The sequence below is a fragment of the Mesorhizobium sp. CA5 genome (assembly GCF_020165105.1).
Classification (GTDB): domain Bacteria; phylum Pseudomonadota; class Alphaproteobacteria; order Rhizobiales; family Rhizobiaceae; genus Mesorhizobium.
Map to the genome: position 1 here is coordinate 210336 of NZ_JAIUHJ010000004.1, position 14587 is coordinate 224922.

The window sequence follows — 14587 nt, forward strand, 5'->3', positions numbered from 1 at the left end:
ACACCATGAGCAAGACAATCCGCCTGACGATGGCGCAGGCGCTGACCCGCTTCCTCAGCCGGCAAATGACCGAGATCGACGGGAAGAAGGTGCCGATCTTCGGCGGCGTCTGGGCCATCTTCGGCCATGGCAATGTCGCGGGCATTGGCGAGGCGCTCTACCAGGTCCGCGACGAGCTGCCGACTTTCCGCGCCCATAACGAGCAGGCGATGGCTCACGCGGCGATCGCCTATGGCAAGGCCAATTTCCGCCGCCGCTTCATGGCCGCGACCAGTTCGATCGGTCCCGGCGCCCTCAACATGGTGACGGCGGCCGCACTCGCGCATGTAAACCGGTTGCCCGTCCTGTTTTTGCCTGGCGATGTCTTCGCCAACCGCCTGCCCGACCCGGTGCTGCAGCAGGCCGAGGATTTCTCCGACGGCACGGCGAGCGTCAATGACTGCTTCCGTCCCGTATCGCGCTATTTCGACCGTATCACGCGGCCGGAGCAGATCATCCCGGCGCTGAACCGCGCCATGCAGGTGCTGACCGATCCGGCCGAATGCGGCCCGGTCACGCTTTCGCTCTGCCAGGACGTGCAGGCCGAAGCCTATGATTATCCCGAAAGTCTGTTCGCCGAGCGCGTCTGGACACCGCGCCGGCTGCGCCCGGACCGCAACGAGCTGGCGGCAGCCGTCGCGGCGCTGAAGGGCGCCAGGAAGCCGCTGGTGATCGCGGGCGGCGGGGTGCTCTATTCGCAGGCTTCGGACGAGCTCGCCAAGCTGGTGCAGGGCGCCGGAATTCCGGTCTGCGAGACCCAGGGCGGCAAATCCTCGTTGCCCGACGACCATCCGCTCAACATGGCGGCGGTCGGCGTCACCGGCACGTCGGCCGCCAACCGGCTGGCGGAAGAGGCCGATGTCGTGCTCGCCGTCGGCACCAGGTTGCAGGATTTCACCACCGGCTCCTGGGCGCTGTTCAAGAATGCCGGCCGCACCATCATCGGCCTGAACACGCAAGGTTTCGACGCCGGCAAGCATTGGGCGCTGCCGCTGGTCGCCGACGCGGCCGAGGGCCTTGCCGAGCTGTCCGCCGCCCTGAAGGGCTGGAAGGCGCCGGCCGCGTGGACCGACAATGCATTGAAGGGCAAGACGGAGTGGCAGGCCGCCGCCGCCAAGGTGACCGCGTCGACCAACGCCGCCTATCCGTCCGATGCGCAAGTGATCGGCGCCGTGCAGCGCGCCATGGGCTCGGGCGTCACGCTGCTGCATGCCGCGGGCGGTCTGCCCGGCGAATTGCACAAGCTCTGGCAGGCCGGCGCGCCGGGCTCCTACCATGCCGAATACGGCTTCTCGACCATGGGCTACGAGATCGCCGGCGGGCTCGGCGTCAAGATGGCGAAGCCCGACCAGGAGGTGGTCGTCATGGTCGGCGACGGCTCCTATCTGATGCTCAATTCCGAGATCGCCACTTCGGTGATGCTTGGCCTGAAGCTCACCGTCGTGCTGCTCGACAATCGCGGCTATGGCTGCATCAACCGGCTGCAGATGGCGACCGGCGGCGCCAACTTCAACAATCTCTTGAAGGACGCGCGCCACGAGGTGATGCCTGACATCGACTTCGCCGCGCATGCGGCAAGCTTAGGTGCCGTCGCCGAGAAGGTAGCGTCGATCGCCGAGTTGGAGACAGCACTGGCCAAGGCGAAGAAGAACGACAAGACGACGGTGCTGGTCATCGACACCGACCCGCTGGTGTCGACCGAGGCCGGCGGCCATTGGTGGGATGTCGCCGTGCCGGAAGTCTCGTCGCGACGCGAAGTCAATGCCGCGCGCAAGAAATACGAGGAAGCCGTGGGCAGCCGTCAGGGCTGAACCGGCTCGCAACGAACCGACATTGGAGTGACGACTTGAAAGCCAAACTGGGCATGTCCCCCATCGCATGGTGGAACGACGATCTCGTGGAATTGAGCGATGACGTGTCGCTGGAAGAATGCCTGCGCCAGTCGCGCTCGGCCGGCTTCACCGGCATGGAGATGGGCCGCCGCTTCCCCAACGATCCGAAGGTGATGCTGCCGATCCTGAAGGAGGCCGACGTCACGCTTTGCGGCGGCTGGTTCTCGGGCACGCTTGTCAACGAGGACATCTCCCGGAACAAGGACCGCATCCAGCCGATGATCGACCTGTTCAAGGCGGTCGATGCGCCCTGCATCGTCTATGGGGAGGTCGGCCGGTCCATTCAGGGCGACCGCTCCAAGCCTCTGGCCACCAAGCCGAAACTTTCGGATGACGAGATGAAGGCTTACGGCCGGCGCGTCACCGAGTTCGGCGAGTGGTGCGCTGAGCAAGGCATGCCGCTCTCCTACCATCACCATATGGCGGCGGTGGTCGAGACCGAGCCGGAGCTCGACGCCTTCATGCGCAACTCCGGCGAAGGCATTCCGCTGCTGCTCGATGCCGGCCATCTCGCCTTTGCCGGCGGCGACGTGCTGCGCGCCATTGACAATCACCACAAGCGCATCAACCACGTCCATGTGAAGGATGTTCGCATGGGCGTGATCGACAGGCTCGACCGCACGAAACAGTCCTTCCTCGACGCCGTGGCGCTCGGCGCCTTCACCGTGCCGGGCGACGGCTCACTCGACTTCGGGGCGATTGTCCAGCGTTTCGCCGATCATGGCTATGAAGGCTGGTTCGTGGTCGAGGCCGAGCAGGATCCGAAGAAGAACCCGCCGCTCAAGATGGCCCAGGTCGGCCACAAGGAACTTATGCGGGTGATGACGGCCGCCGGCTATACGGTCGAGACGCAGGGTTTTCCGGCCTGAGCAGTGGATTAGTCGGGGCGCCCGGTTTATCCGTTGTGCTTTGGGCAAATCCTGGATTGGCGCGATGAAAGACTATGAGCATCCCTTCTTCCGGCCGCTGTGGCGCCGTATCGCGGTCGTCGCGGTCTGCCTGGTCTGGTCGGTGATCGAATTCGCGTCCGGCACGCCGTTCTGGGGCGTCATCGCGCTGGGCTTCGCCGGCTATGCCGTGTGGCAGTTTTTCTACCTCTATAAGCCGATTGAGGAGAACAAGGCCGAACCCGGACCGAAGGAGTGACTAATCCATGGCTCAGAAGCGTCTACGGATCGGATACTGCGTGCATGGCGGATCGCATGCGTTGGCGATTAGCCGAAACGCCCCTCGCTTCGTCATCCTAGGGCGGAGCAAGGAGCGCAGCGACGTCGCGGAGACCCTAGGATCCATTCCGTGACTTCGAAGCAGCCGCTGCGGTACAGAATTCTGCTCCGCAGCGCCCTTCGATTGAGGTAACGGCATGGATTCTAGGGTCTCCGCGACGGAGCTGCGCTCCTGCTTCGCCCTAGAATGACGAAGTTTGGAGGCCTCGGCCAATCTCGAAGGTTGTGCTGGTTCTGTCAGCCGGCAAGATCTTTGATCCGCAACCAACGAAGGCCAACGGAATAGGAGAGACAAAAATGTCGAAACTGCTCGTCAAGGCCGACAAGGGCCACGGCCATGTCGCTCACGTCACGCCGCAAAGCGCCGGCTGGACCTATGTCGGTTTCGACCTGCATCGGCTTCGTCCGGGCGAGACGGTGTCCGGCAAAACCGGCGAGCGCGAGGTCTGCCTGGTGTTCGTCACCGGCAAGGGCAAGGCATCGGCCGGCGGCAAGGATCTCGGCCTGCTCGGCGAGCGCATGTCGCCCTTCGAAGGCAAGCCGTGGTCGGTCTATGTGCCGCAAGGCGCCGACTGGTCGGTGACCGCCGATACCGAGCTGGAACTCGCCGTCTGCTCGGCGCCCGGCTTAAGCGGCGGCCTGCCGGTGCGCGTCATCGGACCTGACGATCTCGGCCAGGAGGTGCGCGGCAAGGGCACCAACACGCGCTACGTCACCAACATCCTGCCCGAGGGCAAGCCGGCTGATTCGCTGCTGGTGGTCGAGGTGATCACGCCCGGCGGCCACACGTCGAGCTACCCGCCGCACAAGCACGACCAGGACAATCTGCCGGCCGAATCCTATCTCGAGGAGACCTATTATCACCGCCTCAACCCGCCGCAGGGCTTTGCCTTCCAGCGCGTCTACACCGATGCCGACCGCAACGGCGTGCGCGAGCTGGACGAAGCGATGGCGATCGAGGACGGCGATGTCGTGCTGGTGCCCAAGGGCTATCATCCCTGCGCGGCCTGCCACGGCTACGACCTTTATTACCTCAACGTCATGGCCGGACCGAAGCGGACGTGGAAATTCCACAACGCGGCCGAGCATGAATGGCTGATGAAGGCCTGATCGGCACGCCGGCAAAGCCGTTGGTCCAGCCCGGAAAAATCGTCGGCTAACAAGCTCCGTGCTGGACTTGCCTTCGAAAACCCACGAAAGCTTCGTCAATCCGTCATGGAAATCACCTATGGCAGCGGTTCCGGTGCATGTCGCCGCAAGCGCTCCGGCGTTTGGGCCACGACTTGCCAAGACCATGACTTGAAGCGCGTCGCATATTCCTTTGGGGCGCGCAGCGCGCTTGACGAGGAACGCCCATGCGCTACGCGATCTACTACACCCCGGGGCAGGACGAGAAGCTGGCGCGCATTGCCGCCAACTGGCTGGGCCGCGACCCGTTCGGCGCGGCGACGCGGCCGGTCGAGGCCGTGGGCGATCTGTCGGCCGCGGAAGTCGCTTTCCATACAGCCTCCGCCCGGCGCTACGGATTCCATGCGACGTTGAAGGCGCCGTTCCGGCTGGCGCCGAACGAGACGGAAGCTTCGCTGCGCGCCGCGCTCGACGCTTTCGCCGAGACGACGCCGCCTGTGATCATCCCGCGTCTCGTCGTCGGCCAGATCGACGGCTTCTTCGCGCTGGTGCCGGAAACGCAGTTCGCGCCGCTCAACGATTTCGCCGGCGAGGTGGTGCGCGCCTTCGATTCGTTCCGCGCGCCGCTGACCGAGGCCGAGATCGAGCGCCGCAGCCCCGATGCGCTGAAGCCGGACGAGTTTCGCAACCTTTGCCAATGGGGTTACCCTTACGTCTTCGACACGTTCCGCTTCCACATGACGCTCTCGGGGCGGGTCGGGCCACAGGAAAGCCCACGTCTTCGTGCAGCGATCGACGGCCTGTTCGCCGATGTGCTGCGGCAGCCGGTGCCGGTGGATGCGCTGACATTGTTCGTCGAAAGCGAGCCCGGCGCCCCGTTCATGGTGCTTTCCCATCATGCGCTTGGCCGCAGGCCTGCCCGCAAGACCGCATAGGACGGATCAGCGGAAACGCTGAACCGCCCCATCTTTTTGTTTACGCAATTTCGGACGGAAAACCGCAAAGCACTTTTCCTGGAATTGCTCTGAAACGACTGCTTGAGATAGGACCGCCCGAGATGACCGCCGAAACCGTTCTCACCAATGCCCGCATCGTGCTGCCCGATGAAATCGTCGAGGGCTCGCTGTTGTTGCGCGATGGCCTGATTGCCGCCGTCGAGCCGGGGGCTGCCCGCGCCGGCGAGGATATGGGCGGCGACTACATCATCCCAGGTCTTGTCGAGCTGCACACCGATCACCTCGAAGGCCATTACGCGCCGCGCCCGAAAGTGCGCTGGAACCCGATCGCCGCCGTGCTTGCCCATGACGCCCAGGTGGCGACCGCCGGCATCACGACGGTGCTCGACGCCTTGCGCGTCGGCATGGACGAGGATGCCGACCTGAAATCCGACGACGTTCGCAAGCTGGCCGACGCGATTGAGGACAGCGTGCGCCAGGACCGGCTCAGGGCCGACCATTTCATCCATCTGCGCTGCGAGGTCTCGGCGCCGGACTGCCTCGAGGCTTTCGCCAATTTCGAGACCGACGAGCGGGTTAAGCTCGCCTCGCTGATGGACCATGCGCCCGGACAGCGCCAGTTCGTCAACCTCGAGACCTATGCCTACTACTACCAGCGCAAGCTGAAGCTGACGGACCGCGACTTCCAGAAATTCTGCGAGAAGCGGATGGCCGAATCGGCCCGCAATTCCGGTCCGAACCGCGTCTTCATCTCGGCCGCCTGCCAGGAGCGCGGCATCGTGCTGGCGAGCCATGACGACGCGACCGCCGGCCATGTCGACGAAGCGATCGAGCAGGGCGTGCGCGTCGCCGAGTTCCCGACGACGCAAGAGGCCGCCAAGGCCTCGAAAGCCGCAGGCCTTGGGGTGCTGATGGGCGCGCCGAACGTCATGCGCGGCGCCTCGCATTCCGGCAATGTCTCGGCGCGCACGCTTGCCGCCGACGGCCTGCTCGACATCCTTTCATCCGACTACATCCCCTTCAGCCTGATCCAGTCGGCCTTCTTCCTTGGCGATGTCGTCGACGGCATCTCGCTGCCGCAGGCGGTCGCCATGGTCTCGAAGAACCCGGCCGAAGCGATCGGCCTCGCCGACCGCGGCGTCATCGAGCCCGGCCGCCGGGCCGACCTGGTGCGGGTGCGCGTGGACGACCATGTGCCGGTCGTGCGCACCGTGTGGCGTCAGGGCGGCCGGGTCGCATGATGGTCTCGGCCCTCATCGAGCGCGAGCTGGCCGACAGCCTGCCGATTCGCAACGGCGTCTTCGTCGCGGTGGTCGGCCCGAGCGGCGCCGGCAAGGACACGCTGATCGGCTACGCCAAGGCGCGCTTTGCCGGCGAGACGCGGCTGGAATTCGTGCGCCGTGTCATCACCAGGCCGAGCGACACGGCAAGCGAGGACCACGACACGCTGGCCGATGCCGCCTTTGCCGAGGCGGAGGCGGACGGCGCCTTCTCGCTGTGCTGGGACGCGCACGGCCTGCGCTATGGCCTGCCGGCCGATGTCGACTGGGCCGTGGCCAACGGTCATGTAGCCGTGGCGAATGTCTCTCGATCGGTCATCCCGGCGCTGCGCGAGCGCTACGCCAACCTGGCCGTGGTCGAGATCACCGCCACGCCGGAGATCCTCGCCGAGCGGCTGGCGGCGCGCGGCCGTGAATCGCGCGGCGAAGTGCTTGCCCGCCTGGCGCGGAGCACAAGCGTCAAGCTGACGGGACCGGACGTGACCTCGATCGACAACAGCGGCGACAAGGAAATCGCCGGCGAACGCTTCGCCGAGGTGCTGCGCAAGGCGATGGCGTTCTCGGATCTGTCGGACATGATCTAGCGCTTTCCCTTCTCCCCCTGTGGGAGAAGGTGGATCGGCGCGAAGCGCCGAGACGGATGAGGGGTGCTCCAGCTTGGCGGTGGCTTTCGCCTGGCAGCACCGTTGTGCCCAAACGCCAGCGCCTCGCTCCGTCCAGCACCCCTCATCCGGCCGCTTCGCGGCCACCTTCTCCCACAAGGGGAGAAGGTGAAACGCAGCGCTTCACTTATTGAAGTTGGCGATGAACTGCTTGAACTGCGGCGTCGACGGCCTGGCGAACATCTCCTTCGGTTCGCCGGCCGAATCCACCTCGCCCTTGTGCAGGAACATCACCTTGCTCGACACGTCGCGGGCAAAACCCATCTCATGGGTGACGACCAGCATGGTGCGCCCTTCTTCTGCCAGCGAGCGCATGACGCGCAGCACCTCGCCGACCAGTTCCGGATCGAGCGCCGATGTCGGCTCGTCGAACAGCATCACCTTGGGATTCATCGCCAGCGCGCGAGCTATTGCCGCGCGCTGCTGCTGGCCGCCCGACATGTGGGGCGGATAGTAGTTGCGGCGCTCCCATATACCGACGCGCTTCAGCAATGCCTCGGCCTGCTCCAGGCACTCCGCGCGCGGCCGCTTCAGCACATGCGTCGGCGCGGCGACGAGGTTTTCCAGCACGGTCATGTGCGACCACAGATTGAAGCTCTGGAAAACCATGGCGAGGTTGGCGCGGATCCGCTCCACCTGGCGGATGTCGGCGGGCATCTGGTGGCCGTCGCGACCCCGCTTCATCTTGATGAGCTCGCCGTCCACCCGCACTTCGCCGGAATCCGGGGTCTCCAGGAGATTGATACAGCGCAGCATCGTGCTCTTGCCGGAGCCCGAGGAGCCGAGAATGGAAATCACATCGCCCTTGTGCGCCTCGAGCGAAATGCCCTTGAGCACCTCATGATCGCCGAAGCACTTGCGCAGATCTTTTACGCTGATGGCTGGCGTCTCATCGGAGGACGGCGCGGCTTTCGCGGCAGCGGCGACATTTGCCGACATCACAACACCTCCGGTACGGGTTTGACTTGCTGGCTCTGCTCGGGCGGGGGACGCAGATGCGGCGAAAGCCGGTGCTCGACCCAGGCGAACAACCGGGCGATCGACAGGTTGAGAAGCAGGTAGATCACGCCGGCGCAGGTCAGCACCTCAATCGGCCGGAACGTGTCATGCTGGATCTTCTGCGCCGTTCCCATCATCTCCATGATGGTGACCACGGACGCCAGCGCGGTTGCCTTGGTCATGAGGATGATTTCGGTCGAATAGGCCGGCAACGCAAGCCGCAGCGCGATCGGCAGCGTGACGAGGCGGAAGCGGGTGAAGGCCGACATGCCGAACGCCTTGGCCGCCTCGATCTGGCCGACAGGCACCGCGCGCAGCGCGCCGCGGAAAATCTCGCTCTCATAAGCCGCAGTATTCAAGGCCATGGCGACGATGGTGCAGTACATCGGATCGCGCAGGATCGGCCACAGGATCGGGCTGTGGCGCACGAAGTCGAACTGGGAGAGCCCGAAATAGACCAGATAAAGCTGCACCAATAACGGCGACCCGCGGAAGACGAAGACATAGGCGCGGGTGAAATACTCGCCCGATTTGTAGCCGGAAGCCCGCAGCCAGGTCAGGCCGGTGGCGATGATGAGCCCGAAGGCGATGCCGAAGAACCAGATCTCGAGCGTCAGCGGCAGCGCCTTCAGCACGCTCCACATGGTCGAAAGGTAAAAGTCGAAATCCACCGCCACCTCTTATTTCGGCCGTGTGAAGCTTCGGGAGGTGTAACGCTCGGCCCTGTCGAAGATCGGCGTCGAGATCGAGGTCATCACCAGATAGAGGATGCCGGCGAGCGTGTAGAAAAGCAGCGAATGATGCGTCGAGCGCGCCGCCTTGTTGGCGGTGAGCATCAGCTCGGCGACGCCGGTGACCGAGATCAGCGCCGAATCCTTGATGGTCAATTGCCAGACATTGCCCAGCCCCGGCACCGCGAGACGCAAGACCTGCGGCATGATCACTAGGCGAAACCGCAGCCAGGCCGACATGCCGTAGGCACGCGCCGCTTCCAGCTCGCCGCGATGGATCGCCAGGAACGAGCCGCGAAAAACCTCGGCCTGGTAGGCGCCAGAAATGATGCCGACCGCGAGAACGCCGCCGAGGAAACTCGGCATGTTCAAGATGTCCGCCGAGCCGATCGATCCGGTCGAGCGCGCCACGCCGGTCAGGATCTGCGTGCCGCCATAGTAGAACAGGTAGATGATCAGGAGTTCCGGTTCGCCACGGAAGACGGTGGTGTAGCTCTCGCCGATGAATCTCAATCCGCCGCGATGCGAAAGCTTGGCCGCCGCCACCAGCGAGCCCAGCACGGCGCCGATCAGCATCGAGACGACGGTGACGGCGAGCGTCCAGGCGATGCCCCAGAGCAGTTGCACGCCCCAGCCGGCGGCCAACAGCTCATAGGCCGTCGAAACCTGATCCTTGAGATCGTTGAGAAACTCCACTTACGGCTCCTGCGGGCGCCGAGATAGGCATCGACGTATATGCTCAATGCAAAAACGGGAGCAGCCTTGGCTGCTCCCGTTGCGACATTACTTGGTAATGTCGATCTTGAACCATTGCATGGAATATTTCGACACCGAGCCGTCATCGAGCGCGGCCTTGAGCGCCTTGTTGTAGATGTCCTGCAGGTCCTTGTCGCTCTTGCGGAAGGCCGCGCCGATGCCCGGCCCGAGGATCGGGCCACCCTTGAATTGCGGGCCGACGAATTCCAGGTCTTTCGCATCGGGCTTGGCCAGCGTGCCTAGGAAATAGGTGGTGTCGGCGAAGGCGACGTCGATGCGGCCCGCCATCAGGTCGAGGTCGTGCTCGTCGGTGGTCTTGTATTCATGGACGTTGGCGACATCCTTGAGATATTTGTCGGCGAAGGTCGCCTCCGTGGTCGAGACCTGCAGGCCGACATTCTTGCCGGTGAGCTCCTTGCGCAGCGTGTCGAGCGCCGCCTTGGATTCGGCGTCGTCCTTTGAGAGATCGATCATCTTGCCGGTGTTGGACATCTGCGCCAGCGGGCCGTTCTTGTCGGCCAGGAAAGCCACCGGCGACGACGCGTAGGGAATCGAGAAGTCGATGGTCTTCATGCGCTCTTCGGTGATCGACATGCCGTCCATGACGATGTCGAACTTGCCTGCCGTTAGCCCGGGAATGACGCCATCCCAATCCTGCGCGACGATGCTGCATTCCAGCTTCGCGCGGGCACAGACGTCGTTCAGGATGTCCACCTCGAAGCCGACGATCTTGCCGCTGGCATCGGTCTGGTTCCACGGGGCATAGGAGCCCTCCATCGCGACCGTCACGGTCTTCCAATCCTTGGCCATAGCCGGGGTCGAGCAGGTCAGCGCCAGCGCGGCGAGCGCGATCCAACGTGATGATGTCACGGTAATTTCTCCCATATTTTGTTCTTGGAACCCTCAGATACCATTTGCTTAGCCCAGCCCCGATTCTGCGACAAGGGCTGTTTTCCGGTTCACGCGTTGTTGCAATTCGTCCGCGAATCGGGACCTGCCCACGGCTTCACCGCGAGCATCGATCCAATCGGAACCCGGTCCGGGTGTGGACGGAAGAGCGAGACTACTCCGCCGGCGCGCCGGCGACGCCCCGGCGAGACGCCTCCAGCATCCGGCGCCGGGCGCGGAAGACGCCCCATTGCTGGTCGACCAGCACGCCGATCAGGATCACGCCGCCCATCACCGCGAAGTTGAGCGAGGAAGGAATGCCGAGCAGGTTGACGAGGTTCTGCAACTCCTGCAGCAGCACGGTGCCGAGGACAGCACCGACCAGCGACCCTTCGCCGCCGCGCAGCGAGAAGCCGCCCAGCACCGCCGCGGCGATGGCATAAAGCTCATAGAACTGGCCGTGGCTCGCGGGCGAGATCGAGCGCGTGTACATGGCGAAATAGATCGCCGACAGCGCCGTCAGCACGCCGCAGATGACATAGGCGGCGATGATCACCCGGCCCGTGCGGATGCCGGAATATTTCGCCGCTTCCTCGTTCTTGCCGATCGCATAGAGATAGCGGCCGAAGACCGAGCGGTGCAGCACCACCCACATAACGATGGCGATGACGATCAGCGCGATGAAGCTGTTCGGCAGGCCGTAGGAGCGGCCCGCGGTCAGGAACTCGAGCGTCGGGAAGTTCTGCCCGAAGGCGAAGCCGGCCGTGCCGTCGGCGGTATAGAAGCGCGCCACGCCGCGATAGATGAGCAGGCCGCACAGCGTCACCACGAAGGGCTGCAGTTTCAGCCGCGTGATCAGCCAGCCATGCACGAAGCCGATGACGGCGCCGAGCACGAGGATCAGCACGAAGGCCAGCGGCCAGCTCACCTCGCGCACCGCGATGAAATCGATGAACAGCGTGCCGAGCAGGGCGATCACCGAGCCGACCGACAATTCGATGCCGCCGGTGATGATGACGAAGGCCTGGCCGATCGACAGGATGCCGAACAGAGCGACCAGGTTGGAAGTGTTGGCGAGATTGATCGCCGACAGGAAGCGCGGGTTGATGGCCGTCACCACCGCGCCGACCACCAGGATCAGGATCAGCAGGCCGAGATCTTTCTTGCTCATTGCGCTCCTCCCGCCGCTTGCAGCAGTTTCGGCTTCTTGCCGACCGCCAGCAAAAGCACGTTCTCCTGGCTGAAATCGTCCTTGTCGAGGATGCCGGAGATCTGCCCCTCATGCATGACCGCGATGCGGTCCGACACGCCGATCACTTCTTCCATGTCGCTGGAGATCATCAGCACGGCGACGCCGGCGTCGGCCAGCGCCCGCATCAGCCCGTAGATCTCGGCCTTGGCGCCGATGTCGATGCCGCGCGTCGGTTCGTCCAGGATCATCACCTTGGGGTTCATCGCCAGCCATTTGGCCAGGACCACCTTCTGCTGGTTGCCGCCCGACAGCGTGCCGGTGCGGGTGAGCACCGACGGCGCCTTTATGCCGAGGTTCTTCTTCTGCTTTTCGGCCGTCGCGAGCTCGGCGCCGACCGATACCAGCGAGCGCCTGGCATGGGCCGGCAGGTTGGGCAATGAAATGTTCTGCGCGATCGAGAGATCGAGCAATATGCCGGTGAGCTTGCGGTCCTCCGGCACGAGGAAGATGCCATTCGCCACCGCGTCGGCCGCCGATGTCACATTCAGCGGCTTGCCGTCGAGCGTGACGCTGCCGGCCAACCGCTCTTCGATGCCGAACAGCACGCGCGCCAGCTCCGTGCGGCCGGAGCCGACCAGGCCCGCCAGGCCGAGGATCTCCGCGCGCCTCAGTTCGATGCTGACCGGCCGGTCCGGATAGGTGCTGGTGCGGATCGCATCCGCCGACAGGGCTACGCTGCCCGGAGCCCGCGCGGCCTCGCCGGCCTTCTCGCGCTCCTTCAGCATGCGGCCGATCATCAGCCTGACCATCTCGTCGTGATTGATGTGGCTCTTGGGAAGGGTGCCGGCCAGCGTGCCGTCGCGCAGCACTACGACGCGGTCGGCGACGCGCTCGATCTCATGCAGCCGGTGCGAGATGAAGATGACGCTGATGCCTTGCGCCCTCAGGCCCTTGATGACGTCGAGCAGCTTTTCGGTTTCCGCCATCGGCAGGCTGGAAGTCGGCTCGTCGAGGATGACAAGGCGCGCCTTGATCGACAGCGCCTTGGCGATCTCGACCATCTGCTGCTGCGCGAGCGACAGCGACGCCACCGGCGCGTCGGCCGAGAAATTGGCGCCGACGCGCTTTAGCAGCGGCGCCACCATCTCGCGCAGTTTCGCGCGGTCGACCAGCCTCAGCGGCCCGGCACGCAGCGGCTCGCGGCCGAAGAAGATGTTGGCGGCGACGTCGAGATTTTCGAAGAGGTTCAGTTCCTGGTGCACGAAGGCGATGCCGGAGCCGATGCTCTGCTCGACGGTCAGCGCGTCATGCGCCGCGCCGTCGACGGTGATGGTGCCGCTGTCCGGCCGCGTCACGCCGCCGAGGATCTTCATCAGCGTCGATTTGCCGGCGCCGTTTTCGCCGACCAGGCCTATGACCTCGCCGGGCCGGACCTCCATCGAGAATCTGTCCAGCGCCACAACGCCCGGATAGGTCTTGCGCACGGCCTCGAGGCTCAGGAACGGAGCAGTGGTCGGTTGAATGGAATCGGTAGAGGTCATCACGCCATAGTTTACCGCACGGGGCAACAGCCGGTGGCCACAGACTGACGGGCCTTGGCGGGTCCGTCAATACGAACGCCGGCTCAAGGCGAACCTTGAGCCGGCGCAACTGTGCTGAGCTTACTTGCCCTGCATCGCCTTGAGGTTGGCGGCGTAGGCGTCCACATCATCCTTGCCGATGATCTTGGTCGGGATGATGATCAGGTTGTTGGCCGGGATGCCCGACTTGTCGCCCTTGAGGTAGGAAGCCATCAGCTTCATGCCCTGATAGGCCCATTCGAACGGCTGCTGCACCACGGTCGCGGCGACGGTGCCTTCCTTGACGCCGCCCAGCGTGATCGGATCGTCGTCGAAGCCGACGACGGTGATCTGGCCGAGCTTGCCGGCGTCGCGCAGCGCTTCATAGATGCGCGGCGTGTTGTAGGAGTAGAAGCCGACCATGCAGGTGATGTCGGGGCTGGCGACCAGCGCGTCCTCGACATTCTTCTTGGCACGCGCCTGGTCGATGTCGTCGCCGCGCACGTCGACCAGCTCGATCTTGCTGCCGGCGAGCCCGTCCTTCATGCCCTGGATGCGCTCCTTGGCGTTGTCGGCGCCGAGCAGGCCGACGAAGCCCAGGCACTTGCCGCCGTTGGGCATCGCCTTCTTGGCGATTTCGGCCGCCTGTTTGCCGGCATCGACGTTGGACGAGCCGATATAAGCGACGCGCTTGGTCTGCGGGGCATCCGAGTCGGTGGTGAACAGCGCGGTTTCCGACGCGATCTTGTTCAGCCCATCGGTCGAGGTCTTGGGATCGACGGCCGAGACCATGATGCCCTTGACGCCTGCCGTCACCAGATCATCCATCAGCCGCTGCTGGATGGCGACCGACGACTGTTCCGGATATTTGAGCTCGAGATTGTAGTCGGGCAGTTCGCCCTGCGCCTTCTTCACGCCGGCTTCCGCCGCCTTCCAGAAGTCTGACGCACCGTTGACGACGAAGGCCAGCGTCGGCTTGTCGTCGGCGCGCACGCTGGCGCTTACCGACAGGCCTAATGCCAAGGCCGCCGCGGCGACTGATGCGTTGCGTATCATGGATTTCATAGTTCAACCTCCCTTGTAGAACTCTTCGCTGATGTCTCGGCTGCGGCGCGGATAACCCTCCTCCTCAAGGGTGTGGCGCAAAGGTCCGCCGACTTAAGAACGGTTCCGATCCGGCCGCGGTCGAGACACTAGACACTCATGTGGCATTCGTAAATAGTCCGATTTGTCTGACATTTTCGTGAGGATGGAGACGAGCCCAAACCGGCGATCCCGC

The 14587-nt window shown here is 64.4% G+C and carries 14 protein-coding genes; 7 read left to right on the top strand and 7 right to left on the bottom strand.

What is annotated here, in order from left to right:
* Positions 1-5 precede the first annotated feature (5 nt).
* From iolD to phnN, 7 genes are all read left to right on the top strand, one after another.
* Positions 6-1850, top strand: a complete 1845-nt coding sequence (iolD, locus tag LB529_RS07615; protein ID WP_224710716.1) for a 3D-(3,5/4)-trihydroxycyclohexane-1,2-dione acylhydrolase (decyclizing) — start codon at positions 6-8, stop codon at positions 1848-1850.
* Between the two features lie 35 nt (positions 1851-1885).
* Positions 1886-2800, top strand: coding sequence for a myo-inosose-2 dehydratase (iolE, locus tag LB529_RS07620; protein WP_224639519.1), 915 nt, complete (start codon positions 1886-1888; stop codon positions 2798-2800).
* A 64-nt stretch (positions 2801-2864) separates the two neighbouring features.
* Positions 2865-3077: a DUF3329 domain-containing protein gene (locus LB529_RS07625; protein WP_095768043.1), complete on the top strand. Its 213-nt coding sequence runs from the start codon at positions 2865-2867 to the stop codon at positions 3075-3077.
* 377 nt (positions 3078-3454) lie between these two features.
* Positions 3455-4267, top strand: a complete 813-nt coding sequence (gene iolB, locus LB529_RS07630) for a 5-deoxy-glucuronate isomerase (protein ID WP_224710717.1) — start codon at positions 3455-3457, stop codon at positions 4265-4267.
* A gap of 245 nt (positions 4268-4512) precedes the next feature.
* On the top strand, positions 4513-5220 hold the full coding sequence (locus tag LB529_RS07635; protein ID WP_224710718.1) for a DUF1045 domain-containing protein: 708 nt from the start codon (positions 4513-4515) through the stop codon (positions 5218-5220).
* A gap of 122 nt (positions 5221-5342) precedes the next feature.
* Positions 5343-6482 carry an alpha-D-ribose 1-methylphosphonate 5-triphosphate diphosphatase gene (locus tag LB529_RS07640; protein ID WP_224710719.1) on the top strand — a complete coding sequence of 380 codons (1140 nt, stop codon included), beginning with the start codon at positions 5343-5345 and terminating at the stop codon, positions 6480-6482.
* Positions 6479-7105, top strand: a complete 627-nt coding sequence (gene phnN / locus LB529_RS07645) for a phosphonate metabolism protein/1,5-bisphosphokinase (PRPP-forming) PhnN (protein WP_181174826.1) — start codon at positions 6479-6481, stop codon at positions 7103-7105. Before LB529_RS07640 ends, phnN begins: the two co-directional genes overlap by 4 nt.
* A 201-nt stretch (positions 7106-7306) precedes the next feature.
* Here the strand turns inward: phnN and LB529_RS07650 are convergent, their stop codons facing one another.
* From LB529_RS07650 to LB529_RS07680, 7 genes are all read right to left on the bottom strand, one after another.
* A complete protein-coding gene (locus LB529_RS07650) occupies positions 7307-8122 on the bottom strand; it encodes an ABC transporter ATP-binding protein (RefSeq protein ID WP_140843598.1) in 816 nt (271 codons plus the stop codon).
* Complete coding sequence (locus LB529_RS07655) at positions 8122-8853, bottom strand: ABC transporter permease (protein WP_224631606.1); 732 nt, start codon at positions 8851-8853, stop codon at positions 8122-8124. The genes LB529_RS07650 and LB529_RS07655 overlap by 1 nt, the downstream gene beginning before the upstream one ends.
* A 9-nt stretch (positions 8854-8862) precedes the next feature.
* Entirely contained in the window at positions 8863-9609 is a 747-nt protein-coding gene (locus tag LB529_RS07660) for an ABC transporter permease (protein WP_140843596.1), read from the bottom strand.
* Positions 9610-9696: 87 nt separating this feature from the next.
* Positions 9697-10539 (bottom strand): transporter substrate-binding domain-containing protein, encoded by an 843-nt coding sequence (locus tag LB529_RS07665; RefSeq protein ID WP_224629887.1) that lies wholly within the window; start codon positions 10537-10539, stop codon positions 9697-9699.
* 193 nt (positions 10540-10732) lie between these two features.
* Positions 10733-11728: an ABC transporter permease gene (locus LB529_RS07670; RefSeq protein ID WP_224525925.1), complete on the bottom strand. Its 996-nt coding sequence runs from the start codon at positions 11726-11728 to the stop codon at positions 10733-10735.
* On the bottom strand, positions 11725-13290 hold the full coding sequence (locus tag LB529_RS07675; RefSeq protein ID WP_224710720.1) for a sugar ABC transporter ATP-binding protein: 1566 nt from the start codon (positions 13288-13290) through the stop codon (positions 11725-11727). The genes LB529_RS07670 and LB529_RS07675 overlap by 4 nt, the downstream gene beginning before the upstream one ends.
* A gap of 120 nt (positions 13291-13410) precedes the next feature.
* A complete protein-coding gene (locus LB529_RS07680) occupies positions 13411-14373 on the bottom strand; it encodes a sugar-binding protein (RefSeq protein ID WP_095768035.1) in 963 nt (320 codons plus the stop codon).
* Positions 14374-14587 lie beyond the last annotated feature (214 nt).